We start from the raw sequence: 23,491 nt of genomic DNA on the forward strand, positions 1-23,491 counted from the left end.
GCAGGACTGCGGACCGGACTTCTGTTCGTCTCAAGTGGCGTCGCACCTGCGATCCTGTCCGGCAGCGACGCTCAAGCGCCTTGTAAGCCGGCCGCGCACCGCAAGAGGGCACGCGAGATCGTTGGTTTCTTTGCGGTTATTTAACCTTGCCCTCCTCGGCGGCGCAATCCGGGGAGGCCAGAAATATGACCTAAGGGGACTCAGCCGATCCAGATCAGGCTGGCCATGCGCCCGCAGACCGGCTCGCGGCGGAAGGAAAAGAAGCGCTCGGCGTCGGAGACGGTGCAGAGCCCGCCACCGTAGATCCGCTCCAGCCCGGCCCGGCGCAGGCGCAGGCGCGCCAGCGCGTAGAGGTCGGCCTGCAGCCGGCCCGGCAGCCCCGGGGTGAAACAGGTGGCGGCATCCGGATCCTGGGTCATGAAGGCCTCGCGCACTTCCGCCCCCACCTCGAAAGCCGCCGGGCCGATCGCCGCGCCCATCCAGGCCAGCAATCGCGACGGCGGGCGGCCCAGGGCGGCCAGGGTCTGCTCAAGCACGCCGCCGGCCAGGCCACGCCAGCCGGCATGGGCGGCCGCCACGGCACTGCCGTCCTCGGCGCAGAACAGCACCGGCAGGCAATCCGCCGTCAGCACCACGCAGACCTGGCCATGGCCCTCGGCGACGCTGGCATCGGCCGCCGGCAGTCCGGGGACCGGCGCCCGCGCCACGGCGCAGCCGTGCACCTGGTTGAGCCAGGCCGGCTCCGCCGGCAGTGCCAGCGACTCGCGCAGCAGGGCCCGGTTGCGCGTCACGGCGGCCGGATCGTCGCCACAGTGGGCGGCCAGGTTGAAGCTGGCATGGGGACCCTGGCTGGCCCCGCCCACGCGGGTGGTCTGGAGCGCCCGGACCCCGGGCGGCGCCGGCCAATCCGCCCGCAGGAAGGACTCCGGCGCCAGGCTCACTGCGCGGCCCGCAGGGCTTCGAGCAGGGCCTGCATGTCGGCCGGCGGCTCGCAGGTCCAGCCGATGCGCTTGCCGGTCTTGGGATGCTCCAGCTCCAGCTCACGGGCATGCAGGGCCTGGCGCGGAAACGCCTTGAGTGTCTCGCGCAGCTGCGGGTCCATGCCGGCGCCGCGCACCACGTCGCCGCCGTAGATCGTGTCGCCGACGATGGGGTGGCGCAGGTGGGACAGGTGCACGCGGATCTGGTGGGTGCGGCCGGTCTCCAGCTTCAGGCGCAGGTGGGTGTGGCCGTGGAAGCGCTCCTGTACCCGGTAGTGCGTCACCGCCTCGCGGCCGCGCATGCCCTCCACCACCGCCATCTTGATCCGCTCACGCGGGTGGCGGCCGATCGGCAGGTCGATGGTGGCGCCGGCGATCAGGGTGCCGTGGACCACGGCGTCGTACTCGCGGCGGAAGTCGCGGCGGCCGATGTCGGCCACCAGCTTGGCATGGGCCGCCAGGTCCAGGGCCACCACCAGCAGGCCGGAGGTGTCCTTGTCCAGGCGGTGCACGATACCGGCGCGCGGCACGCCGGCGGTCTGGGGAAAATGGTGCAGCAGCGCGTTCTGCAGCGTGCCGTCGCGCTGGCCGGCGCCGGGGTGGACGGTCAGGCCGGCCGGCTTGCGGATCACCGCGATGTACTTGTCGGCATGGGCCACGTCCAGGGGGATGTCCTGGGGCTGCACCGTCGTATCCTGGGGCGGCATGGCGTCCAGCTCCAGGATGTCGCCCGTCACCGCCGGCTGGCGCCCCCGGGTCACGGTCTCGCCGTTGACCCGCAGCCGCCCCTCCTCGATCCAGCCCTGCAGGCGGGAGCGGGAGAACTGCTCGAACAGGCGGGCGCAGGCCGCGTCCAGTCGGCTGCCGGCCAGGTCGGGGGGAACCGTGGCGGTCAGCAGGAGGTCTTCTTCATCGGCCAGATCGGACGCGGTCATCGGCTATACTCGGGAAATCACAGGATTCACTCTTCCATGAAGCTCAAAATCACGCTCGTGGCGGCCTTGCTGGTCGCCGGTTGCAGTTCCGATCCCAACCGGCTGCCGCCCACCAATCCGTTCAAGCCCGAGCAGCGCAGCGCGCGGGAAATGCGCCTGGAAGCCGGCCAATTGTACAAGGCCGCGCGCGATTCCCTGGATACCAGCGACTACAGCACCGCGATCGAGCGCTATGACCGCCTGATCCAGCGCTTCCCGTTCTCCGAGTACGCCACCCAGGCCCAGCTCGAGAAAATCTACGCGCAGTACCGCAACTACGACCACGACTCCGCCCTGGCCGGTGCCGAGCGCTTCCTGCGCGAGCACCCCCGCCACAGCGGTGCCGCCTACGTGCAGTACATCAAGGGCCTGGCCAACTTCGATCGAGAAGAAGGCCTGAGCGACATGCTCGGCCTGGATGCTACGCAGAAGGACATGGGCTATTCGCGCCGCTCGTTCGACGATCTCGGCCTGCTGGTGCAGAAGTACCCCAACAGCCCCTACGCCGCCGACGCGCGCCAGCGCATGATCTTCCTGCGCAACCGCATCGCGGAAAGCGAGATCCACGCGGTGCGCTTCTACATGAAGCGCGGCGCCTGGATCGCCGCCGCCAAGCGCAGCGAGCAGATCATCGCCCAGTACCCTGGTGCCCCTGCGGCGCTGGAAGCCCTGCAGACCATGGAGCAGAGCTACCGCGCCCTGGACCTGAAGCCGCAAGCCGACGAGGCTGCCGCCATCCTGGCCGCCAACCGCGATCGCCCGGCTCCGGTCACCCCGCTGCCGGCCAAGGTCATCCCGGCTGCCGTCGTGCCGGCGGCGGAGCCGGCGGAAGCGCCGGCACCGGCTCCTCGGCAGCCCTGAAGGAAAGCCGGGCGGCGGTTCAGATATCGCCGTAGACGGCGGTCAGCGGATAGCGCCTCTCGCGCCCGAAGGCGCAGCGCGTCACCTTAGGCCCCGGCGGCGCCTGGCGGCGCTTGTACTCCGAGCGCCGCACCAGCGACGCCACGCGCTTGACCGTGGCCTCCTCGAAGCCTAGCGCGACGATCTCCGGGATCGACAGCTGCCGCTCGACGTAGGCCTCCAGGATCGGGTCCAGCACCTCGTAGGGCGGCAGGGAGTCCGAATCCTTCTGGTCCGGGCGCAGTTCCGCCGAGGGCGGACGCGTGATCACGCGCTCCGGGATCACCGGCGAGCGCGTGTTGCGCCAGGTGGCAAGGCGGAACACCAGGGTCTTGTAGACGTCCTTGATCGGCGCGAAGCCGCCGCACATGTCGCCGTAGAGCGTGGCGTAGCCCACCGCCATCTCGCTCTTGTTGCCGGTGGTCAGCACCACGTTGCCGAACTTGTTCGACAGCGCCATCAGCAGGATGCCGCGCGAGCGCGACTGCAGGTTTTCCTCGGTCAGGTCCACCGGCTTGCCGGCGAAAGTCTCGGCCAGGGTCTCGTTGAAGGCCTTGAAGGCCGGCTCGATCGGCAGCACCGAGTAGCGGATGCCCATGGTCTGGGCCTGGATGCGCGCGTCGTCGTTGGACATGTCCATGGTGTAGCGCGACGGCATTGACACGCCCCAGACCCGCTCGGGGCCCAACGCATCGACCGCGATCGCGGCGACCAGGGCGGAGTCGATGCCGCCCGACAGCCCGATCAGCGCGCCTGGGAAGCCGTTGCGGTTGACGTAGTCGCGCACCGACTGCACCAGCGCCTCGTACACCACCTCTTCCAGCGGCAGGTCCGGCCGGCGCGGGGCCTGCTCGAAGCGTCCGCCGTCCAGCGTCACGGCGTAGATGCCCTCCTCGAACAGCGGCGCCTCGAAGGCCAGCGAGCCGTCGGCACGCAGCACCATGGAATCACCGTCGAAGACCACGTCGTCCTGGCCTCCCACGCAGTTCACGTAGAGGATCGGCAGGCCGGTCTCGGCCACGCGCTGGTCCAGCACGCGGCGGCGCTCCCCGGTCTTGCCGGCGTGGTAGGGCGAGGCGTTGATGTTGATCAGCAGCTCGGCGCCGGCATCGCGCGCCTGCGCCGCCGGCTGCGTCAGCCAGATGTCCTCGCAGATGGTCAGGCCGATGCGGCGCCCGCCCAGTTCGAACACGCAGGGCGCATGGCCCGGGCGGAAATGGCGGCGCTCGTCGAACACACCGTAGTTCGGCAGCTGCTGCTTGCGGTAGCGCTGCTGGATCACGCCGTCGCGGATCACATAGGCGGCGTTGTAGATCACGCCGTCGGCGTATTCCGGCAGGCCCACCACCAGGGTGATGCCGCGCACTTCCGCCAGCAGGCGGTTGACGCCCTCCTCGATCACCCGCGGCATCGCCGAGCGCAGCAGCAGGTCGTCGGGCGGGTAGCCCAGCAGGGAGAGTTCCGGACAGGCCACCAGGTCGGCACCGAGCTCGTCCCTCGCCCGCGCGCTGGCGGCGATGATCTTCTCGACGTTGCCCTCGACATCGCCGACCCAGAGGTTCAACTGGGCGAGCGCGAATTTCAGTTGTTGCGGCATCGGATGATTATCCAAGAAAAAAGGCGCGGCGACAGGCTTGCCCTAATATGAGGCAATGAACACCCCCATCCGTCAGCCCGCCCTGTTCCTTCCTCATGGAGGCGGCCCCTGCTTCTTCATGGACTGGGACCCGCCGGACTTCTGGGACCACCTGGGCGGCTGGCTGGAGTCCCTGCCCGGCCTGCTGCCGGCCGAGCCGCGGGCGCTGCTGGTGGTCTCCGCGCACTGGGAGGCCGCGGTGCCGACCGTCACCGCCGGGACGCAGCCGCCGCTGCTCTACGACTACGGCGGTTTCCCACCGCACGCCTATCAGCTCCAGTGGCCCGCCCCGGGAGACCCGGCACTGGCCGGGCGCATCCAGGGCCTCCTGTCCCGCGCCGGCATCGCCAGCGCCGCCGACCCGCAGCGCGGCTACGACCACGGCGTGTTCGTACCGCTGCTGCTGGCCTGGCCACAGGCGCGGATTCCCACGGTGCAGCTGTCGCTGCGCCACGACCTCGACGCCGCCGCGCACCTGGCCATCGGCCGCGCGCTGGCGCCGCTGCGCGACGAGGGCGTGCTGATCCTGGGCAGCGGCTTCAGCTACCACAACCTGCGCGCGATGATCGGCGGCGCGGTACCGGACGTGGCCGGCAGCTCGCAGCGCTTCGACGGCTGGCTGACGGCGGCGGTGCAGGCCGCGCCCCCGGAGCGCGATCGCCTGCTGGCGGGCTGGGCACAGGCGCCGGATGCACGTGCCTGCCACCCGCGGCCGGAGCATCTGATTCCGCTGATGGTGGTGGCGGGAGCGGCGGGTGAGGACGCCGGGGCCCGGTGCTATCACCATCTGCTCGGTGAGGTGACGCATTCGGGATACCGGTTCGGCTAGAAACCCGTCATGCCGGCGAAAGCCGGCATCCTGTCCCAGGCCGGAGTGTCGCCGTCATGATGGAGTCCCGGCTTTCAACGGCATGACGATACAAACGAAAAAGGCCCGCTCGAGAGCGGGCCTTTTTCGTTACCGCGTGACGGCTTACTTCAGCAGCGACAGCATCGCCGCGCCGAGGTCGGCAGGGGAGCGCACGGTCTTCACGCCCGCGGCTTCCAGCACCTTGAACTTCTCGTCGGCCGTGCCCTTGCCGCCCGAGATGATGGCGCCCGCGTGGCCCATGCGCTTGCCCGGAGGCGCGGTGACGCCCGCGATGTAGGCCACCACCGGCTTCTTCACGTGACCCTTGATGTACTCGGCCGCCTCTTCCTCGGAGGAACCGCCGATCTCGCCGACCATGATGATGCCTTCGGTCGCCGGATCCTTCTCGAACAGCTCGATGACCTCGATGAAGCCGAGGCCGCGCACCGGGTCGCCGCCGATGCCGACGCAGGTCGACTGGCCAAGACCGTTCTGCGTGGTCTGGTGGACGGTTTCGTAGGTCAGCGTGCCGGAGCGCGACACGATGCCGATCTTGCCGGGCTTGTGGATGTGGCCCGGCATGATGCCGATCTTGCATTCGCCCGGGGTGATGACGCCGGGGCAGTTGGGGCCGATCAGCACGCTGCCCGGGTACTGCGAACGCAGCGTGGCCTTGACCTTGACCATGTCGTTCACCGGGATGCCTTCGGTGATGCAGATGATGACCTTGATGCCGGCATCGGCCGCTTCCAGGATCGCATCGGCGGCAAACGGCGCCGGCACGTAGATCATGGTGGCATCGGCGCCAGTACCGGCGACGGCGTCATGGCAGGTGTTGAACACCGGCAGGTTCAGGTGCTGGCTGCCGCCACGGCCCGGCGTCACGCCGCCGACCAGCTTGGTGCCGTAGGCGATCGCCTGTTCGGAGTGGAAGGTGCCCTGCTTGCCGGTGAAGCCCTGGCAGATGACCTTGGTCGCTTTGTTGATCAGGATGCTCATGAGGGGGATTCCGGCGGATTAGGCAGACTGGGCGAGCGCGACGACGGTCTTGGCCGCCTCGGTGAGATCGCTCACGGGGGTGATCTTGAGGCCGCTGGCATTCAGCATGTCGCGGCCCTTCTCCATGTTGGTGCCCTGCAGGCGCGCCACCACGGGAATTTTCAGACCAGTCTGCTTGCAGGCCTGGATGATGCCCTCGGCAATCAGATCGCAGCGGACGATGCCGCCGAAAATGTTGATGAAGATCGCCTTGACCTCGGGCGAGCGGGTGATCAGCTTGAAGGCCTCGGTGACCTTCTCCGCCGTGGTGCCGCCGCCAACGTCCAGGAAGTTGGCCGGCTTGCCGCCGTGCAGCTTGACGATGTCCATGGTGGCCATGGCCAGGCCGGCGCCGTTGACCATGCAGCCGATGTCGCCGCCCAGGGTCACGTAGTTCAGGTCGAACTTGCTGGCTTCACGCTCGGCGTCGTCTTCCTGCGAGGGATCGCGCATGCCGGCGATCTCCTTCTGGCGGTACAGCGCGTTGGTGTCGAAGTTGAGCTTGGCATCGAGGGCCATGACGTTGCCCTCGGTGGTGACGATCAGCGGATTCACTTCCACCATGCTGGCGTCGCAGTCGGTGGCAATGCGGTAGAGGCCCTGCATGATCTTGGTGAACTGGTCGACCTGTTCCTTGGTCAGGTCCATGAAGAAGCCCAGCTCGCGCGCCTGGTAGGGCTGCAGACCGGCGGCCGGGTGCACGAAGATGCGCTTGATCTTCTCCGGGGTGTGCTCGGCAACTTCCTCGATGTCCATGCCACCGGCGGCGGAGGCCATGAACACGATGCGCTCGCGGGAGCGGTCCACCAGGCCGGCGACGTAGAGCTCGCGGGCGATGCCCGAGGGCTTCTCGACCCAGACCGAGTTGATCGGCAGGCCGGCGGCGTCGGTCTGCTTGGTGACCAGGCGCTGGCCGAGCATCTTCTTGGCGGCTTCCTCGACGGCGTCAAAGCCCTCGACCAGCTTCACGCCGCCGGCCTTGCCGCGACCGCCTGCATGGACCTGGGCCTTGACGACGAACTTGTCGCCGCCGAGTTGCTTGGCGGCTGCACGGGCCTGCTCGGGACTGGCTGCCAGCTGGCCCTGCGGGACCGGGATCCCGTAGCGCGCGAAAATTTCCTTGGACTGATACTCGTGCAGATTCATGCAGATCCCCGTAGAGAAGGAGGTGGGCGGTCAAATCAAGGGCCGCGCATTCTGGCGCAGCGACTACGCGAAGGCAAAACACCGTTCGGACGAGGCGGAAATCTCCAGCCACTACAGGATGTGATTAAAAATACATATATATTATTTTTATTAAATTCTAAATCTCGCTTTCTATCGCGATGGCGCCCTGCCCTACAATGCGGGCTCGCCCCCCTTCGCCGAACCCCGATGATCTTCCGCCTGCTTCTGCTCGCCGCCCTGGCCTGGATCGCCTGGCGCCTGTTCCAGCACTTCACGCGCGCGCAGCCGTTGCAGCCCCCGCCGCCGCAGGATCAGTTCGAGCCGATGGAGCGCTGCCAGAAGTGCGGCACCCACCTGCCGGCCAGGGCCTTGTCGCGCGACGGACGCTGCGGCCGCTGCAGCGAATGAAGGCGGAGGCCTCCGCCACCCGTCCCGAAGACTGGCGCGTCCTCTCCGCGCTGGGCCTGTATCGCCTGTCGCTGGTCAGCCTGCTGCTGGTGCTGCACCAGAGCGGCTTCGGCGCCAATTTCTTCCAGCAGTTCCACGACGACAGCTTCCGGCTGGCCTGCTACAGCTACGCCATCCTGGCCCTGTTGCTGCTGCTGCTGGTGGTCTACCGCTCGCCGCGCCTGCCCGTACAGGCTCACGTGCACTTCGCCGGCGATCTGGGCATGGTCACCTGGCTGGTCTATGCCACGGGCGGCGTGCCCGAAGGCCTGGGCGTGCTGCTGCTGACGCCGATCATCGGCTGCAGCCTGATCCTGTCGCCGCGCATGGCGGTGCTGCAGGCCGCCCTGGCCACGCTGACCATGTTCGGCGAAGAAACCCTGCGCCAGTTGCAGCAGCTGCGCTTCGACGCCTCGGACTATACCCAGACCGGCGTGCTCGGCCTGATGCTGTTCGCCGCCAACATCGCGGCCAACACCGTGGCCCAGCGCGCACGCCGCAGCGAGGCCATCGCCGAGCGCGTCGGCAGCGAATTCGCCAACCTCTCGCGCCTCAACGAAAGCATCGTCGAAGCCATGCAGACCGGTGTGCTGGTGGTGGATGCCGAGCGGCGCATCCGCACGGTCAACGCCGCCGCGCGGCGGCTGCTGGGCCGTAGCGCCGGCATCGGCCGCCCGCTGTCCGAGGAGCTGCCGCGCCTGGAGCAGCAGCTGCAGCTGTGGCAGGACAACGATCCCGGCGCACTGCAGCCCTTCAGCGAGAATCCGCATGGCCAGGAGCTGCTGCTGCGCTTCTCCCGCCTGGGCTGGGGCACCCAGGCACCGCTGCTGATCCTGCTGGACAGCGCCGGGCAGCTGCGCGAGCAGGCCCAGCAGATGAAGCTGGCGGCCCTGGGCCGCCTGTCGGCCAGCATCGCCCACGAGATCCGCAATCCGCTGGCGGCCATCACCCATGCCGGCCAGCTGCTGGCCGAGTCCAGCGAGATCCGCGGCGAAGACCAGCGACTCCTGGGCATGATCCAGCGCCACTCCGGGCGCATCGACAAGATCGTGCGCGACGTGCTGGAACTGTCACGCCGCGACGATGCCCGCCTGGAGACCCTGGTATTGCGCGACTGGCTGCAGCGGACCATCGCGATCTACAAGGAAGGGCACCCGCAGTCCTCGCGCGCGCTGGACCTGCTCGACGTGCCGGGGAGCCTGCAGGTGCGCTTCGATCCGGGACACCTGCAGCAGGTGCTGTTCAACCTCTGGGACAACAGCTTCGAGCACGGCGCCGCCGGCGGCGGAGCGCCGCGGGTGCTGATGCACGCCGAGCGCCTGGACAACGGCCGCATCTACCTGGAGATCGCCGACAACGGCCCAGGCATCTCGCAGGACCTGTCCGACAAGGTGTTCGAGCCGTTCTTCACCACCCACAGCGCGGGCACCGGCCTCGGCCTGTACCTCGCCAGGGAAATCTGCGAATACAATCACTCGCGGCTACAGCTCGTGCCGCAGACCCGGGGTGCCTGTTTCCGCATCCTGTTTTCGATGGAACCGCGAGAATGAAAGGCGCAGCCGCACTGATCGTCGACGACGAAGCCGATATCCGGGAGCTGGTGGAGATCACGCTGTCCCGCATGGGGCTGAAGACGAGATCCGCCGCCAACCTGCAGGACGCCCGCCGCCTGCTGGGCGAGCAGGCCTTCGATTTCTGTATCACCGACATGCGCCTGCCCGATGGCAACGGCATCAGCCTGGTGCAGCACATCCAGAAGCACCACCCGCAGACGCCGGTGGCGGTGATCACCGCCTATGGCAGTTCGCAGGCGGCAGTGGAAAGCCTCAAGGCCGGCGCCTTCGACTTCGTCTCCAAGCCGGTGGACCTGCAGTCACTGCGCAAGCTGGTGGACGCGGCACTGAAGCTCCGTAGCCGCGACGACAAGAACGGCGGCGATGACGGCGGCCTGCTGGGCGAGCACGACAGCGTGCGCCAGCTGCGCGGCATGATCGACCGCCTGGCCCGCAGCCAGGCCCCGGTGCATATCGCCGGCGAATCCGGCACCGGCAAGGAACTGGTGGCGCGCCTGATCCACAGCCGCGGCCCGCGCGCCGGCGGCCCGTTCGTGCCGGTCAACTGCGGCGCCATCCCTTCCGAACTGATGGAGAGCGAGTTCTTCGGCCACCTCAAGGGCAGCTTCACCGGCGCCCTCAAGGACAAGCCGGGCCTGTTCCAGGCCGCCGAGGGCGGCACCCTGTTCCTCGACGAAGTCGCGGATCTGCCGCTGCACATGCAGGTCAAGCTGCTGCGCGCCCTGCAGGAACGCGCCGTGCGCCCGGTGGGCAGTGAGGCCGAGGTGTCGGTCAACGTGCGCATCACTTCCGCCACCCACAAGAACCTGGGCGAGCTGGTGGCCCGCGGGGCCTTCCGCCAGGATCTGTTCTACCGCCTCAATGTGATCGAGGTGCGTACGCCGCCGCTGCGCGAGCGTGCCCAGGACATCCCCCTGCTAGCCGACCACATCCTGGCGCGGCTGGCCCGCGAGATCGCTCTGCCCGGCTGCCCGACGCTGGATGCCGAGGCCCGCAAGGCGCTGCAGGCCTATGGCTTCCCCGGCAACGTGCGCGAGCTGGAGAACATCCTGGAGCGCGCCATCACGCTCTGCGACGGCGAGCAGATCACCGCTGCCGACCTGCAGCTGCGCCACATGCCCGGCGCGGAAGCCGGCCCGGCCGGCGGCGCGCTGGAAGACCAGATGGAAGACATCGAGCGCAAGGCCATCCAGGAGGCCCTGGAGAAGGCGCGCTTCAACAAGACCAAGGCGGCCGAGCTGCTGGGAATGAGCTTCCGCTCGCTGCGCTATCGCATTAAGAAGCTGGGCATTGAATAGCCCCGCGAAGTGAGTCGCGGAGAAATCGTAGCGAGCCAAGGCAGGTCGCGATCCGCCGGAGCAGAGGAACCGGAGCGTAGATCAGTACGTGAGGATTCCGAGCACCGCCGGAGCGTGAGATGCACGGCGTACTAGATTTATCCGCGGCTCACGCGGTCTGCAACCCGCACTCGCGCTTGTCGTCGCCCTTGGTCGGGTCGTAGTAGTCGAGGTTGTCCGGCAGTCCGTGCTGCTTGAGGTACTGCCACAGGTCCTTCGAGGTCCAGTGCAGGATCGGCGCCACCTTGATCACGCCGCGGCCATCCAGCGACACCGGGTCCATGCCGGCACGGTGGGCGGTGTCTCCCGAGCGTACGCCGGTGATCCAGATCTTCGGCTGCAGCTCGCGCAGGGCGCGGCGGAAGGGCTCTAGCTTCACCTCTTCGGTGAAGCGCTCATGCTCCGGGGTATCCAGCGCCGGGATGTCCACGCCATCCACGGCCTCGCGATGCGCTCGCGAGCGCAGCGGCTGGTAGATCAGGCGGCGCAGCTTCAGTTGCCCGGTTACCTGGTCGGCGAACTGGTAGGTGGCCGGCGTGTTGTAGCCGTTGTCCATCCACACCACCGGGATGTCGGCGCGCTGGCGCGTCACCAGATGCAGGATCGCGGCGGAGAACGGGCGGAAGTTGCTGGTGATGATGGCACCCGGATCCTGGGCCAGCGCCCAGGCGATCAGCCCTTCGGGGTCTCGCCCCAGGTCGCGATTGACGGCTTGCAGGTCCAGGCTCATGTGCAGCTCCAGCGGAATGTGACGATACAGACCGTAAATTATAAGCCGCCGTGCCAGAATCAAGGGCAACTGCATAAAGACCACTATGAATATCACTTCCGCTGCTAAGAGCTACGGGGACCTGGCGCTGACCGAGGACCGTCGTCCGGGCCAGCCCACCTGGCGCGGGCGCCGCGCGACCGGCGGTGAACCCGCCCTGCATTTCCTGCACGGCAACGGCTTTTGCGGCGGGGTCTATTGGCCCTTCCTGCAGCCCTTCCTGCCCCGCTACGGCTTGTTCTGCAGCGATATCGAGGGCCATGGCGCCAGCGAGGCGCCGGCGCGCTTCTCGGGCGTGGGGGCCATCCTGGAGCGCGCCCGCGCGGTGATCGCTGCCCAGGGGCTGGACCAGGGCTCCCTGGTCGGCATCGGGCACAGCTTCGGCGGGGCGCTGACCCTGCGCCTGGCGGCCGAGCACCCCGGGTTGTTCCGGGCGGTAGTGCTGCTGGACCCGATCGTGATGCCAGGGCCGATGTGGGCCGCCGTGCGCTTGGGCAGCTACATCGGCCGCCACCCCATGGCCCAGGGCGCGCGCCGCCGCCGCGAGCGCTGGGCCAGCCGCAGCGAGGCGTTGGCCCGCCTGCAGGGCCGCGGCATCTATGCCGGCTGGACGGCGGAGGCCATGCAGTGCTTCGTGGACCACGCCCTGCGCGATACCGGCAACGGCGAGGAAGTGACGCTGGCCTGCCCGCGCGAGCTGGAGGCGGAGATCTTCGAGCAGCCGGTCTGGCCCTGGCGGGCCTTCCGCCGGCTGCAGTGCCCCACCCTGTTCGTCAGCGGCCAGTCCAGCTACGGCTTCTTCCCCTGGGCCACGCGGGTGGCACGGCGCATGGCGCCCCAGGTGGAGTTCCTGACCCTGCCTGGCGGCCACTGCTTCATGCAGGAAGACCCGGCGGCCACGCAGGCCGTGGTGGCGGACTTCCTGCGCCGCCAGGGGCTCTGACACAAAAACTTCACGGAACCTTCATCTTCGCTTCACTGCGCCGGCGCAAGCTGAGACGCATGAAAAAGGAAGATGCGAGCAACGAGGCGAAGACACACTACCGCACGATCTGGATCTCCGACGTGCACCTGGGCACGGCCGGCTGCAAGGCCGATCACCTGGTGGACTTCCTCAAGGCCCACACCTGCGACACGCTCTACCTGGTCGGCGACATCGTCGACGGCTGGAAGCTCACCGGCGGCTGGTTCTGGCCACAGGAGCACACCAACGTGGTCCGCAAGATTCTGACCAAGGCCAAGCGCGACACGAAGGTGGTCTACATCACCGGCAACCACGACGAGTTCCTGCGCAAGTTCGTGGACTATCGCCTGGAGATCGGCAACATGCGGCTGGCCAACGAGGCCATCCACATCACCGCCGACGGCCGCCGTCTGCTGGTGACCCATGGCGACTTCTTCGACGTCATCACGCGCTACCACAAGTGGATCGCGATGGCGGGCGACGCCCTGTACGAAAACACCATGCGGTTCAACTACTGGTTCAACCGCGGCCGCTCGCTACTGGGCATGCGCTACTGGTCGCTGTCGGCCTTCGCCAAGCAGCACGTCAAGACCGCAGTGAACGTGGTGTCCACCTTTGAGGAATCGCTGGCCCGCGAATGCCGCCGCCGTCAACTCGACGGCGTGGTCTGCGGCCACATCCACCATGCCGAGGCCCGCAACATTGACGGCGTGGACTACTACAACTGCGGCGACTGGGTGGAAAGCTGCACCGCCCTGGCCGAGGACCAGAACGGCAGGATCCAGGTGATCCGCTGGGTGCAGTTGGACCACCTGAACCAGTCTTCGCCCAAGGTCACTCCTTTGCGCAAGCCGGTGCCGGCCGCCGCCTGAGCAATAAAAGCCAGCAATAACCGGGGTTTCCAACCGGGTCCGAAGGGGTCGGCTAGAATGTCGTGAAAGACCGACACGGAACCGGCCCATGCCCAAGAACATCCGGCTCAAGAATTTCCGGGGGACTGCTGTCGCCGCCGTCCTGTCGGCGCTGGCCGCCTGCCACTCCAGCGATCCCAGCCCCGCAACGCCGGGCGGCGGCAGCCGCAGCAATGCCCCGGCGCGTTGCAGCAACTTCGCCCCGGACGATTTCGTCACCCGCAACGACCTGGCGCCGGGCAACCGCCGCAGCGACGCCCAGCTGATGCTGCGCTTCCTGCAGTTCACCGACGACCACATCATCGACGACGAGGGGCAGGCCATCAACGGCGCCGGCTTCCTCGATCCGCTGCTGCCGACCTTCGAGTCCGCCATGCGCCTGCAGCAGGAGTACTCGGACGAAGTGCTCAACGACATGATCCGCGGAGTCAACGACTGCCATGCGCAGTACCCGGCGGAATTCATGATCGTCACCGGCGACAGTGCCGACCTGACCACGCTGGCCGAGACGCGCCGCTTCATCGACAACCTCGACGGCACCTATGACCGCCTCAGCGCCTTCGAGAAGCGCTGCAGCCAGGGCCTGCCGGAGGGTCTGGTCGCCGCCACCTGCACCCGCTTCACCGGCCGCGGCGTGGCCGACACCCAGAGCGTGGACCCGAACCCGGACGATCCCACCTACCAGCTGCTGGCCACGCGCACCGTGCGCCAGATCCTCGACGCCACCACCGCCTCGCTGACCGGGCGCGCGGCCGACGGCTCGGTGGACCCCGTGCGCCAGACCACCACGCGCGCGCCGGGCATGCCCGAGGCACTGCGCTGCCATGCCGGCGACCCCGGCTGCATCAACGACAAGCTCGCCATGCCCTGGATGGTGGCCTTCGGCAACCACGACGGCTACGTGCGCGGCACCCTGGCCCTGCCGCAGGACGTGCTCAACGCCGCCCTGTTCGTCGCCGGCCGCCGCTACCTTGCCAACCAGCACGAGTTCATCGACGAGTTCTTCGAGACCGACGCCCTGCCCGGTCCGGTAGGCCACGGCTTCCAGCACGCCGACATGGCGCGGCGCCTGGATGACGACCTGCGCAACGACGGCTACTACGCCTTCGACGCCGCCGGCGGCCGCTTCCGCATGATCGTGATGAACACCATCATCGACGGGCACGATTCGCGCATCCCCGGCAACCTGCTGCTGAATCCCTTCGCGCTGTCCGACGGCAGCATCGATGCCGCGCAGTTCGCGTGGATCCAGGCCGAGCTGGCCACCGCCACGGCACGCCGCCAGCTGGTGATGGTGTTCAGCCACCATCCTGACCTGACCTTCGCCGAGTTCGGCATGTTCGCCCCGCTGGTGCCGATCGAGGTCACCGCCGCGCAGCTGGACGCCGAACTGGCCAGCCACCCCAACGTCATCGCCTGGGTCGCCGGCCATACCCACGTGCACCGCATCCGCCCGTTCAAGGTCGAAAACGGCATCGGCTCCAATGGCAGCATCGAGGTGCCGGTGGACTGTAAGGGGCCGGGCGCCTGCACCGGCTTCTGGCAGATCGAGAGCGCCTCGCTGATCGACTTCCCCCAAGAGCAACGCCTGATCGAGGTCTTCGACAATGGCAACGGCAGCGGTACCATCCGTGCACCGGTGTTGACCCATCGCCTGGAGGGTCCGCGCCGGCTCGCCGAGAGCGACGACCGCTGCGCCTTCTACCTGACCGACCCCGCCGCCGTGGCGGCCGCGATCACGGAAGCCAACCTCGGCGCGCTCTGCGCCCAGGGCGGCGTGCGCGTCGGCACCGCCGCCGACCGCAACGTCGACCTGATGTTCAACATGCCCGACTGACGGAACCCGCCATGCTTTTTTCGTTCTTCCTGTCCCTCCGTGCCGCCGGGGTCAAGGCCAGCCTCAGCGAGTTCCTGGTGCTGCTGGAAGCGCTGTCCAAGAACGTCGCGATCTTCTCCCTGGACGACTTCTACTTCCTGGCGCGCACCTCGCTGGTCAAGGACGAGACGCAGTTTGATCGCTTCGACCGCGCCTTCGCCGCCTACTTCAAGGGCATCGAGGCCCTCACCGGCGAACTGTTCGCCAGCATCCCAGAGGAGTGGCTGCGCCTGCAGGCGCAGAAGCTGCTGACCGACGAGGAGAAGGCCAAGATCGAGGCGCTGGGCGGCCTGGACAAGCTCATGGAAGTGCTCAAGCAGCGCCTCGAGGAGCAGAAGGAGCGCCACGAGGGCGGCAATAAGTGGATCGGCACCGGCGGCACGTCGCCGTTCGGCAATGGCGGCTACAACCCCGAGGGCGTGCGTATCGGTGGCCAGGGTGGCGGCAAGACCGCGGTCAAGGTCTGGGAGAAGCGCGAGTTCCGCAATCTCGACGACACGATCGAACTGGGCACCCGCAACATCAAGGTGGCGCTGCGCCGGCTGCGCCGCTTCGCCCGCGAGGGCTCGCCGGACGTGCTGGACCTGGACGACACCATCGCCTCCACCGCGCGCAACGCCGGCTACCTGGATATCAAGATGGTGCCGGAGCGCCGCAATGCGGTGAAGGTACTGCTGTTCCTCGACGTGGGGGGCTCGATGGACCCGCACGTACGCGTCTGCGAGGAGCTGTTCTCGGCCGCCAAGACCGAGTTCAAGCATCTGGAGTATTTCTACTTCCACAACTTCATCTACGAGACGGTGTGGAAGGACAACCACCGCCGCCACGGCGAGCGCATCCCGCTCTACGACATCCTTCACAAGTACACGCCCGACTACAAGGTGATCTTCGTCGGCGACGCCACCATGAGCCCGTATGAGATCGTTCAGCCCGGCGGCAGCGTCGAGCACTGGAACGAGGAAGCCGGCGCCCTGTGGTTCAAGCGCGTGATGGATATCTTCCCGCACCTGATCTGGCTGAATCCCGAGAATCCGCAGTACTGGGAGCACACCCAGTCGGTGCAGATCACCCAGGAGCTGCTCGGCCGGGAACGCATGTTCCCCATGACCCTGTCAGGCCTGGAGCAGGGCATGAAGAAGCTGGCCCACTGAAGCACGCCTTACCGTCGTCCATCATCACCAACAACAAGAGGGGAACACCATGTCTGCACTCGTCGCACTGATCGGCTTCACCGCCTGGACCCTGCTGCTCGTCTTCCTCGCCGTCAACTGGCGCGGCATCGAGATCCTGCGTGGCGTCAAGGCCGACTCCTGGACTCGCGGCGCGGAACGCGAGCGCCCGAGCATGGTCAAACGTATCGAACATGCGCACTTCAACTGCCTGGAAAACCTGCCGATCTTCGCCGCCATCGTCCTGGTGGCGTATGCCATGGGCAAGCAGCCGGTGGTCGACGCCCTGGCCTGCGCCGTGCTCGCCGCTCGTATCGCCCAGAGCGTGGTGCATATCCTCGGCGTCTCGCACTGGATGGTCATGCTGCGCGCCACCTTCTACCTGGCGCAGATCCTGATGTTCTTCTACATGATGTGGGGCCTGGTCGCTTGAAACCTTCCACCCGACGCCGCGTCCGCCGCTGGTCCCTGATCTCGATCGGGGTCCTGGCGCTGGTGATCCTGCTGGGCAACCGCTGGGTCATCAACTCCAGCGACGGCTACATCACCGACAAGTGGGCGCTGCTGCCGGACAACGACGTGGGGCTGGTGCTCGGCACCAGCCCCTTCCTCACCTCGGGCAAGACCAGCCCGGCCTTCCAGGGCCGCATCGACGCGGCCGCGGAGCTGTACCGCGTCGGCAAGGTCAAGCACTTGATCGTCAGCGGCGCGAACCCGGACGAGACCTACAACGAGCCCCGCGCCATGCGCAAGGCACTGATGCAGGCCGGTGTACCGGAAAGCGCCATCACGATGGATTTCGCGGGTTTCCGCACTTTCGACTCCGTGGTGCGCGCCAAGCAGGTCTTCAAGCTGTCGCGCATGACCATCATCACGCAGAAGTATCACAGCTACCGCGCGGTGTTCATCGCCCGCAAGTTCGACATCCCCGCCTACGGCTTCATCGCGCCCGCCAACGCTGATGGCCGGCCGGGCAACCGGCACCCCGTGCGCGAGGTCTTTGCCCGTGTCAGCGCGATCCTCGACATTTTCGTGCTGAACACCAAGCCCAAGTTCCTGGGCGCGCCGGAGGCGGTACCGCTGGCGCCTGAGGCCGAAGGCGCCTGAGCCCGACCTGAGCCTAGGGCCCGGATCGCCCTCAGCCTTCGTTGCTCCGCAGGAGCGCGACCAGGGCGACCAGCCCGACCAGGATCGCCGCAGACAGCAGCTTGCCGTAGCGATCGAGCCGGGCCGCGTCGCGCGAAGCCACCGGTATGGGCTCGGCCCAGCGGACGATCATGCGGGTGGCCATGAAGTAACCCGCCAGGATCAGCAGCGAGTCCAGCAACAGGTGCCGGCCCAGGTGCAGCTTCAGGGCGAGATACAGCGGCGCCACCATCAGTACCAGCGCTGCCAGCCGCCAGTAGTGACGCACGAAGAAACCCCGCCCACAACGCGAACAGCGCGCCGCGCCGTAGCGGCTGGAGATCGCCAGCGAAAAGGGCGCCAGGCCACGTTCGCGGCAGGCCGGGCAATGTGCTCTCATCGGCGTCCCCGCCCGCTCAGGGTCATCTCAGCGCGAGGTGCTGAAGCGCTCGCGCTTGTCCTCCGGAATCTCCGGCACGCGCAGCGGCACGATCACCAGCTCCTTGCCGCGCAGGCTCAACTGGCGCTGCATGGCGAGCGGCATCTGGTTGTGCAGGAAGCGGGTCATGGCATGGTCGTGCTCGAACATCAGCTGGCTGGCGAAACAGAGGCTGTCGGGATACTCGGCCAGCACCTGCTCCAGCAGCGATGACAACTCCTGCAGCGGGTCGTTGCCGTAGGCCTGGTAACTGGCGGCACGCAGCCCGCGGCTGGCGCAGTAGCTGGTGAGGTAGCGCAGAGAGTTGTCGATGCGCACCTGCAGCGACTTGATCGCGCCGCTGCCGTCGAAGCTCTGCTTGTCCACCTCGCCGACCGAGACGAACAGGTAGTTACGGAAGCGCTCCGGGAACTGCTTGCGCGCCCATTCCAGCATCACCATCGCCGCACCACGATTGCTGCCTACCAGGAACACGGCCGTGGGCGCTGCCTTGTCCTCGGGTCGGTTCTCGGCGTCGATGTCCCAGGTCGGGCGCGGCGCGAAATGGTTCTCGATCAGCGCCATCTGCTTCGCCACGCCCTCGTAGTGGCGGTGGATCATCAGGCCCAGGCCGGCCACGCTGCCGGTGATCAGCAGCGTCACCCAGCCACCGTGCGCGAACTTCTCCACCAGCGTTACCAGCAGGATGAAGGCGCAGACGACGAAGCCCAGTGCCGACAGCAGGAAGGAGCGCCGCCAGGGCTGCATGAAGCGGCGCTGGTCCAGCCAGTGGCGGCACAGCCCGGCCATGGCCAGGGTGAAGGTGATGAAGACGTTGATCGAGTACAGCACCACCAGCAGGTGCACGCTGCCGCGGCTCCACAGCAGCACGGCCAGCGCGGCGGCACCCATCAGCAGCACGCCGTTCTGGGTCACCAGGCGGCTCGACAGCTGGCGGAACTGGCGTGGCACCCAGCGATCGGCCGCCATGTTGGCCAGCACGGCGGGGCCGCCGAGGAAGCCGGTGTTGGCGCCCACGAACAGCAGGCAGGCCTCTAGCACCAGCACGCCCACCAGCAGTCCATGCGACAGGCCCGGGTCCTCGAAGCCGAAGCTGTCGATGATCATGCCGAAGGTCACGGCATTGAGCGTCTGGCCGTGCACCGGCTTGGCATCCCACAGCAGGTACAGCAGCAGGATGCCGGAGGCGACGAAGGCCAGCGACAGCGCCATGTAGAGCATCGTCAGGTGGCCGGTACGCACGCGCGGCTCGGCCAGCATGTTGACGTTGTTCGACACGGCCTCCAGGCCCGTATAGGTGCCACCGCCCAGGGAGTAGGCCTTGAGCAGCAGCGCGATGGTGAACATCCAGCCGGCGGTGCCGGCCAGTTCATGGGTCTCCTGCACGGTCTGGGTGAACAGGGTGTCCAACACCTCCACGTGGTGGTAGATGCCGTAGACGATCAGGAACAGGTGCGACACGAAGAAGCCGAGGAACAGCGGCAGCAGCACGCGGATCGACTCTTTCATGCCGCGCAGGTTGAGCCCCAGCAGCAGCAGCAGGGCCAGGACCTGGGCCGGGAGCTTCCAGGACAGCCAGTCCCGCGGTAGGAAGCTGAAGATAGCATCCACGCCGGCGGCCACCGAGATGGTGATGGTCAGCACGTAGTCGATGATCAGAGCGGAACCGGAGACCAGGCCCGCGTAGGGGCCGATCAGCTTGGTGGCGGCCTTGTAGCCGCCGCCGCCGGAGGGGAACAGTTCGATCACTTGGTTGTAGGCCAGTGCGATCACGAACACCGTGACCGCCGTGGCGATCACCAGCCACAGCCCGAGATGGGAGTGCTCGCCCAGCGCGCGGAAAGCTTCTTCCGGCCCATAGGCACTGGACGACAGGCCGTCGGCGCCCAGGCCGACCCAGGCCAGGAAGGCCACCAGGGCCAGGCTGTGACGCGTGCGGGGATCGAGCGGGTCGAGCGGACGCCCGACCAGGATGCGTCCCATGCCCTGGAAGAAGTGCTTCATACCGGTTCCGGCGCGGCGGCAGGCCCGGGAGCGGGCACGTTCACGGCCGAAAACCGCGCGAGATTACTCCTACGGCAACCCGGCGTCAGCTTTGACAGGCAACGCGATTTGGGACAAGAAAAGGCGCGGGCCGGAGAGCCGACCCGCGCCTGGATACCCGGAGGCAGGCTCCAGACCTAGGGCTGGGGCTTTTCCAACACCAGCTCGGAGGAGTTGCTGGTGCCGTTGCCGTTGTCGCGGTTGCGCCGTAACTGGAATCCGGTCACGTTGCCCTCGCTGATGTAGATTTCCAGGTTAAGGCCATCGCCATCGGTGTGCTTGCCCAGCACCAGGTATCGCGGAGGGTTCTGGCCCAGCTGCTTTTCGAAGTAGAAGCCCTGCGCCGCGGGGTCGATCTTGAACCTGCTGCCGTCGATGTCGATCACGCCGGTGGTCGAATCGATCAGCACCGTCACACTGCCACCCACCGTGTTGGTGTTGGTGAAGCCGCCGGTGCGGCTCTTGACCGTGTACGCGTACGTGCCCCCGATCGCCTTGAGCTCCTGCGGCACGTTGGCGACCGGAACCTTCTTCTTCAGCTGCCCGAGGTAGCGCGGGTTGCCCTGCGCATCACGCTGCGAGGAATCGCCGACATTGATCTCCTTGAGGTCACCATCGACATTGTCGATCAGGGCGTACTCCAGCTTCTTGGCCGTGTCGGCCCAGATGATCTCGGCCAGATTGCCGTTGCGGGTGTAGGGATTGCTGAGCGTCTTGCCGTCGATCACCAGGGTGTTGTTGACGCCCACCACCACCGGCACCTCGGCCTTGTCGGCAAAGGGCGCGCCAGCGGCCTGCTGCGTGTACACCAGCGTATAGCTGCCCGGGAGCGCGTCGTTGATCGTGGCGGGCGACGTGTTGCCACCGGGCCCGGGCTCCTCCTCGTCCTCGGCCGGAGGTGGCTCGAAGTCGTCGCCCTCCTCCACGACCTGCACGAGCAGTTCGGCATAGCTGGTCTCCGCGCTGCGAAGGCGCGCGGCGAGCGCCTCCAGCAGATCGTCATACAGATTGCCGGCGGCCGGAGTGAACGCCGTGGTCACGGGGTTGAGGTTGGCGGGTACGTTGTAGCCGGCACCACGCAACTTCTGCAGGAGCGTGCTGATCGAGGGAGCCAGTTCGTCCAGGTCCGGCGGATTGGCCGCGCTGACGGCGTTGAACCAGGTCAGCGGGTTGGAGCCGCTGGCCAGCGCCACCGCCAGATCGGTCAGCGGCGTGAGATTCACCGTGCCGCTGCGGGTGGCGAAGCTGTGGAAGGACTGCGTGTTGGCGGCACCGCCTACGGTGCCACCGCTGACCTGCAGTGCGCAGGGCAAGGCAGAGGATGGCAGCGCGATGCTGTAGCCACCGGTGGCGTTGCTGGTGGCCGCGAAGGTCTGGCCGCCGCTGCACTTGGCGGTGATCGCGCCCCCGACGATCGGCGCACCCACGGCGGCGGTACCGGCCAGGGTGGCCGTGCCGGCGGTGCCCTCGGGGCCGCCGTCATCCGTATCCGAACAGCCCACTGCCGCCAGTGCCAGCACACCCGCCATCGCGGCGCGCCAGATGCGCGCCGACCAAGATCCCTGCAACTGCATGTCCGTCCCCTGTTTCGGTGTGGAGACCAACATGCCGGGGAACCCACCCCCGCCTCACCCCCCGGATGAGGTGTACCCCCCATTTCGGGGGCGTGCGGGATGCACGTGATGCAGGCCTCAGACCTTGGCCAGCTCTCCCGCCAGGCGAGTCGCATGCTTGGCCACCAGGCCGTAGATCGACAGCTGCGGATTGGCGCCGATGCTGGTGGGAAACAGCGAGCCGTCGAGCACGTGCAGGTTCTCCAGCTGGTGGTGCCGGCCGTGGCTGTCGGTGACGCTGGTCTTCGGGTCGCCGCCCATGGCGCAGCCACCCATCAGGTGGGCGCTGAACAGTCCGGTGCGGAACTTGACCATGCGCAGCTTCTCGACGTGGCGCAGGGCGTCGCTGGGGTTGTCGGTCCAGCGCGCATCCAGGTGCACTTGGCGCACCCGCTTGGCCCCGGCCGCGAACTGCAGCTCGGCCATGCGCCGGTAGGCCTCGCGCATGCCCTTCCACAGGTACTCGCTGATGTCGTAGTCCAGCAGCGCCTCGCCGGCATCGTCGACGCGCACACGGCCACCCGGCGAGTCGTCGACGAAGCCATCGCGCAGCAATGCCAGCGCGGCATTCAGATGCGGCAGATGCCCGACTTCCTCTTTCAGCTCCGCGCCGAAGCGACCGAACATGGTGGAGATCAGCGCCGGCATCATCGGCGGCACCTCCAGCTTGAAGCCGGCGGCGCCGGTGGCGCCGTCCGTCCACTGGAAGTGGTCGCTGGCGATGGACTGGGGCGCACCGTAGTAGCCGTCCACCTTGCCCGGCATCTCGGCGATGCTGAGCACCACCGGATGCACGCAGGTATGCAGGCCGGTCTGTCCATGCGGATCGGGCGCCTCGCTGCGCAGCAGCAGCGCCGGCGTGTTGATGGCGCCGCCGGAGAGCACGTAGTGCCGGGCGCGCACGCTGACGCGGATGCCGCTGGGCGACAGTGCATCGGGCTTGAGCGCCAGCGCCTCCAGGCCGGCGACACGCCCACCCTCGAAGCGCAGCCGCTGCACGCGCAGGTGATGCACCAGCTGGGCACCCTGCTTCAGCGACTGCGGGATGGTGGTGACCAGCATCGACTGCTTGGCATTGGTGGGGCAGCCGGTGCCGCAGTAGCCCAGGTTCCAGCAGCCGCGCACGTTGCGCGGGATCACGTGCCACTCCCAACCCAGCTTGGCCGCGCCATCGCGCAGCACGCCGTTGTTGGCGTTGGGCGGCATGCCCCAGGGCGCTACGCCAAGCTGCTCTTCCATGCGCTGGAACCACGGCGCCATGTCCTGCTCGGAGGCTTCGCGCACACCGTGCTGCGTGGCCCAGTGCTTCAGGGTTTCCGGCGGCGTGCGGAAGCTGGAGGTCCAGTTGACGGTGGTGGTGCCGCCCACCGCGCGGCCCTGCAGGATCTGCAGCGCACCATCGGAGCTGGTGCGCCCGGCACCCTCCTGGTAGAGCGTGGCGTAGGCGCGCGCCTCGCTCATGTCGCGGAAGTCGCGTGCGGTCTGCAGTGGGCCCTCCTCCAGGATCAGCACGCGCAGGCCGGCCGCGCTGAGGATCTGCGCCGCGGTGCCGCCACCGGCGCCGCTGCCGACGATCGCCACGTCGGCCTCCAGGACCTGGTCCTGGGTGAAGGTGGAGGCGTCGCGCACGTTCCAGCCGCCCGCGATGCCGTCGGTGTAGAGATCGTTGATCGCCATGT

The 23,491-nt window shown here is 67.7% G+C and carries 22 protein-coding genes; 12 read left to right on the forward strand and 10 right to left on the reverse strand.

Translation table 11 applies throughout. The features are described from left to right. Nucleotides 1–200: 200 nt before the first annotated feature. Together pgeF and rluD are read right to left on the reverse strand one after the other, a co-directional pair. Nucleotides 201–935 carry a peptidoglycan editing factor PgeF gene (pgeF, locus tag QT386_RS19815; protein ID WP_301334416.1) on the reverse strand — a complete coding sequence of 245 codons (735 nt, stop codon included), beginning with the start codon at nucleotides 933–935 and terminating at the stop codon, nucleotides 201–203. A gap of 2 nt (nucleotides 936–937) precedes the next feature. Next, nucleotides 938–1,915: a 23S rRNA pseudouridine(1911/1915/1917) synthase RluD gene (rluD, locus tag QT386_RS19820; protein ID WP_289275488.1), complete on the reverse strand. Its 978-nt coding sequence runs from the start codon at nucleotides 1,913–1,915 to the stop codon at nucleotides 938–940. 36 nt (nucleotides 1,916–1,951) lie between these two features. Between rluD and QT386_RS19825 the strand changes: the two genes are divergently transcribed. Next, on the forward strand, nucleotides 1,952–2,815 hold the full coding sequence (locus tag QT386_RS19825) for an outer membrane protein assembly factor BamD (RefSeq protein WP_289275489.1): 864 nt from the start codon (nucleotides 1,952–1,954) through the stop codon (nucleotides 2,813–2,815). A 19-nt stretch (nucleotides 2,816–2,834) separates the two neighbouring features. Here QT386_RS19825 and QT386_RS19830 read toward each other — a convergent pair whose 3' ends face one another. Beyond that, nucleotides 2,835–4,451, reverse strand: a complete 1,617-nt coding sequence (locus tag QT386_RS19830; protein WP_289275490.1) for an NAD+ synthase — start codon at nucleotides 4,449–4,451, stop codon at nucleotides 2,835–2,837. Between the two features lie 55 nt (nucleotides 4,452–4,506). Between QT386_RS19830 and QT386_RS19835 the strand changes: the two genes are divergently transcribed. Continuing rightward, nucleotides 4,507–5,319, forward strand: a complete 813-nt coding sequence (locus QT386_RS19835; protein ID WP_289275491.1) for a class III extradiol ring-cleavage dioxygenase — start codon at nucleotides 4,507–4,509, stop codon at nucleotides 5,317–5,319. A 144-nt stretch (nucleotides 5,320–5,463) separates the two neighbouring features. Here QT386_RS19835 and sucD read toward each other — a convergent pair whose 3' ends face one another. Further along, nucleotides 5,464–6,339 carry a succinate--CoA ligase subunit alpha gene (gene sucD, locus QT386_RS19840; protein WP_289275492.1) on the reverse strand — a complete coding sequence of 292 codons (876 nt, stop codon included), beginning with the start codon at nucleotides 6,337–6,339 and terminating at the stop codon, nucleotides 5,464–5,466. An 18-nt stretch (nucleotides 6,340–6,357) separates the two neighbouring features. After that, nucleotides 6,358–7,524: an ADP-forming succinate--CoA ligase subunit beta gene (gene sucC / locus QT386_RS19845; RefSeq protein ID WP_289275493.1), complete on the reverse strand. Its 1,167-nt coding sequence runs from the start codon at nucleotides 7,522–7,524 to the stop codon at nucleotides 6,358–6,360. Between sucC and QT386_RS19850 the strand changes: the two genes are divergently transcribed. From QT386_RS19850 to QT386_RS19865, 4 genes are all read left to right on the forward strand, one after another. Next, complete coding sequence (locus tag QT386_RS19850; protein WP_289275494.1) at nucleotides 7,523–7,648, forward strand: hypothetical protein; 126 nt, start codon at nucleotides 7,523–7,525, stop codon at nucleotides 7,646–7,648. The two genes, sucC and QT386_RS19850, sit on opposite strands and share 2 nt — an antisense overlap. 104 nt (nucleotides 7,649–7,752) lie before the next feature. Continuing rightward, nucleotides 7,753–7,953, forward strand: coding sequence for a hypothetical protein (locus QT386_RS19855; RefSeq protein ID WP_289275495.1), 201 nt, complete (start codon nucleotides 7,753–7,755; stop codon nucleotides 7,951–7,953). Continuing rightward, nucleotides 7,950–9,542 (forward strand): PAS domain-containing sensor histidine kinase, encoded by a 1,593-nt coding sequence (locus QT386_RS19860; RefSeq protein ID WP_289275496.1) that lies wholly within the window; start codon nucleotides 7,950–7,952, stop codon nucleotides 9,540–9,542. The genes QT386_RS19855 and QT386_RS19860 overlap by 4 nt, the downstream gene beginning before the upstream one ends. Further along, nucleotides 9,539–10,864, forward strand: coding sequence for a sigma-54 dependent transcriptional regulator (locus tag QT386_RS19865; RefSeq protein ID WP_289275497.1), 1,326 nt, complete (start codon nucleotides 9,539–9,541; stop codon nucleotides 10,862–10,864). The genes QT386_RS19860 and QT386_RS19865 overlap by 4 nt, the downstream gene beginning before the upstream one ends. Before the next feature lie 148 nt (nucleotides 10,865–11,012). On the opposite strand, the gene QT386_RS19870 is transcribed toward QT386_RS19865, so the two are convergent. Further along, entirely contained in the window at nucleotides 11,013–11,633 is a 621-nt protein-coding gene (locus QT386_RS19870) for a phosphoadenosine phosphosulfate reductase family protein (protein ID WP_289275498.1), read from the reverse strand. A gap of 85 nt (nucleotides 11,634–11,718) precedes the next feature. On the opposite strand from QT386_RS19870, the gene QT386_RS19875 reads away from it, so the two are divergent. The 6 genes from QT386_RS19875 to QT386_RS19900 all read left to right on the forward strand — a co-directional run bounded on the left by QT386_RS19875 (nucleotide 11,719) and on the right by QT386_RS19900 (nucleotide 17,699). Then, nucleotides 11,719–12,615, forward strand: coding sequence for an alpha/beta fold hydrolase (locus QT386_RS19875; RefSeq protein WP_289275499.1), 897 nt, complete (start codon nucleotides 11,719–11,721; stop codon nucleotides 12,613–12,615). 59 nt (nucleotides 12,616–12,674) lie between these two features. Beyond that, complete coding sequence (locus tag QT386_RS19880; protein WP_289275500.1) at nucleotides 12,675–13,508, forward strand: UDP-2,3-diacylglucosamine diphosphatase; 834 nt, start codon at nucleotides 12,675–12,677, stop codon at nucleotides 13,506–13,508. Nucleotides 13,509–13,596: 88 nt separating this feature from the next. Then, complete coding sequence (locus QT386_RS19885; RefSeq protein WP_289275501.1) at nucleotides 13,597–15,384, forward strand: metallophosphoesterase; 1,788 nt, start codon at nucleotides 13,597–13,599, stop codon at nucleotides 15,382–15,384. Between the two features lie 11 nt (nucleotides 15,385–15,395). Continuing rightward, nucleotides 15,396–16,574 carry a VWA domain-containing protein gene (locus tag QT386_RS19890; protein ID WP_289275502.1) on the forward strand — a complete coding sequence of 393 codons (1,179 nt, stop codon included), beginning with the start codon at nucleotides 15,396–15,398 and terminating at the stop codon, nucleotides 16,572–16,574. A gap of 49 nt (nucleotides 16,575–16,623) precedes the next feature. Continuing rightward, the gene (locus QT386_RS19895) at nucleotides 16,624–17,025 is read left to right on the forward strand and encodes an MAPEG family protein (protein WP_289275503.1); all 402 of its coding nucleotides are present in this window, start codon (nucleotides 16,624–16,626) and stop codon (nucleotides 17,023–17,025) included. Beyond that, the gene (locus QT386_RS19900) at nucleotides 17,022–17,699 is read left to right on the forward strand and encodes a vancomycin high temperature exclusion protein (protein WP_289275504.1); all 678 of its coding nucleotides are present in this window, start codon (nucleotides 17,022–17,024) and stop codon (nucleotides 17,697–17,699) included. Before QT386_RS19895 ends, QT386_RS19900 begins: the two co-directional genes overlap by 4 nt. A 31-nt stretch (nucleotides 17,700–17,730) precedes the next feature. Here the strand turns inward: QT386_RS19900 and QT386_RS19905 are convergent, their stop codons facing one another. The 4 genes from QT386_RS19905 to QT386_RS19920 form a co-directional block, all read right to left on the reverse strand. Continuing rightward, complete coding sequence (locus QT386_RS19905) at nucleotides 17,731–18,117, reverse strand: hypothetical protein (protein ID WP_289275505.1); 387 nt, start codon at nucleotides 18,115–18,117, stop codon at nucleotides 17,731–17,733. Nucleotides 18,118–18,144: 27 nt separating this feature from the next. Then, the gene (locus QT386_RS19910; RefSeq protein WP_289275506.1) at nucleotides 18,145–20,160 is read right to left on the reverse strand and encodes an APC family permease; all 2,016 of its coding nucleotides are present in this window, start codon (nucleotides 20,158–20,160) and stop codon (nucleotides 18,145–18,147) included. A 176-nt stretch (nucleotides 20,161–20,336) separates the two neighbouring features. Next, nucleotides 20,337–21,773, reverse strand: a complete 1,437-nt coding sequence (locus QT386_RS19915) for a hypothetical protein (protein WP_289275507.1) — start codon at nucleotides 21,771–21,773, stop codon at nucleotides 20,337–20,339. Between the two features lie 117 nt (nucleotides 21,774–21,890). Further along, complete coding sequence (locus QT386_RS19920; RefSeq protein WP_289275508.1) at nucleotides 21,891–23,489, reverse strand: GMC family oxidoreductase; 1,599 nt, start codon at nucleotides 23,487–23,489, stop codon at nucleotides 21,891–21,893. Between the last annotated feature and the right edge of the window lie 2 nt (nucleotides 23,490–23,491).

Source organism: Solimonas sp. SE-A11 (assembly GCF_030345715.1).
Taxonomy (GTDB): domain Bacteria; phylum Pseudomonadota; class Gammaproteobacteria; order Nevskiales; family Nevskiaceae; genus Solimonas_A.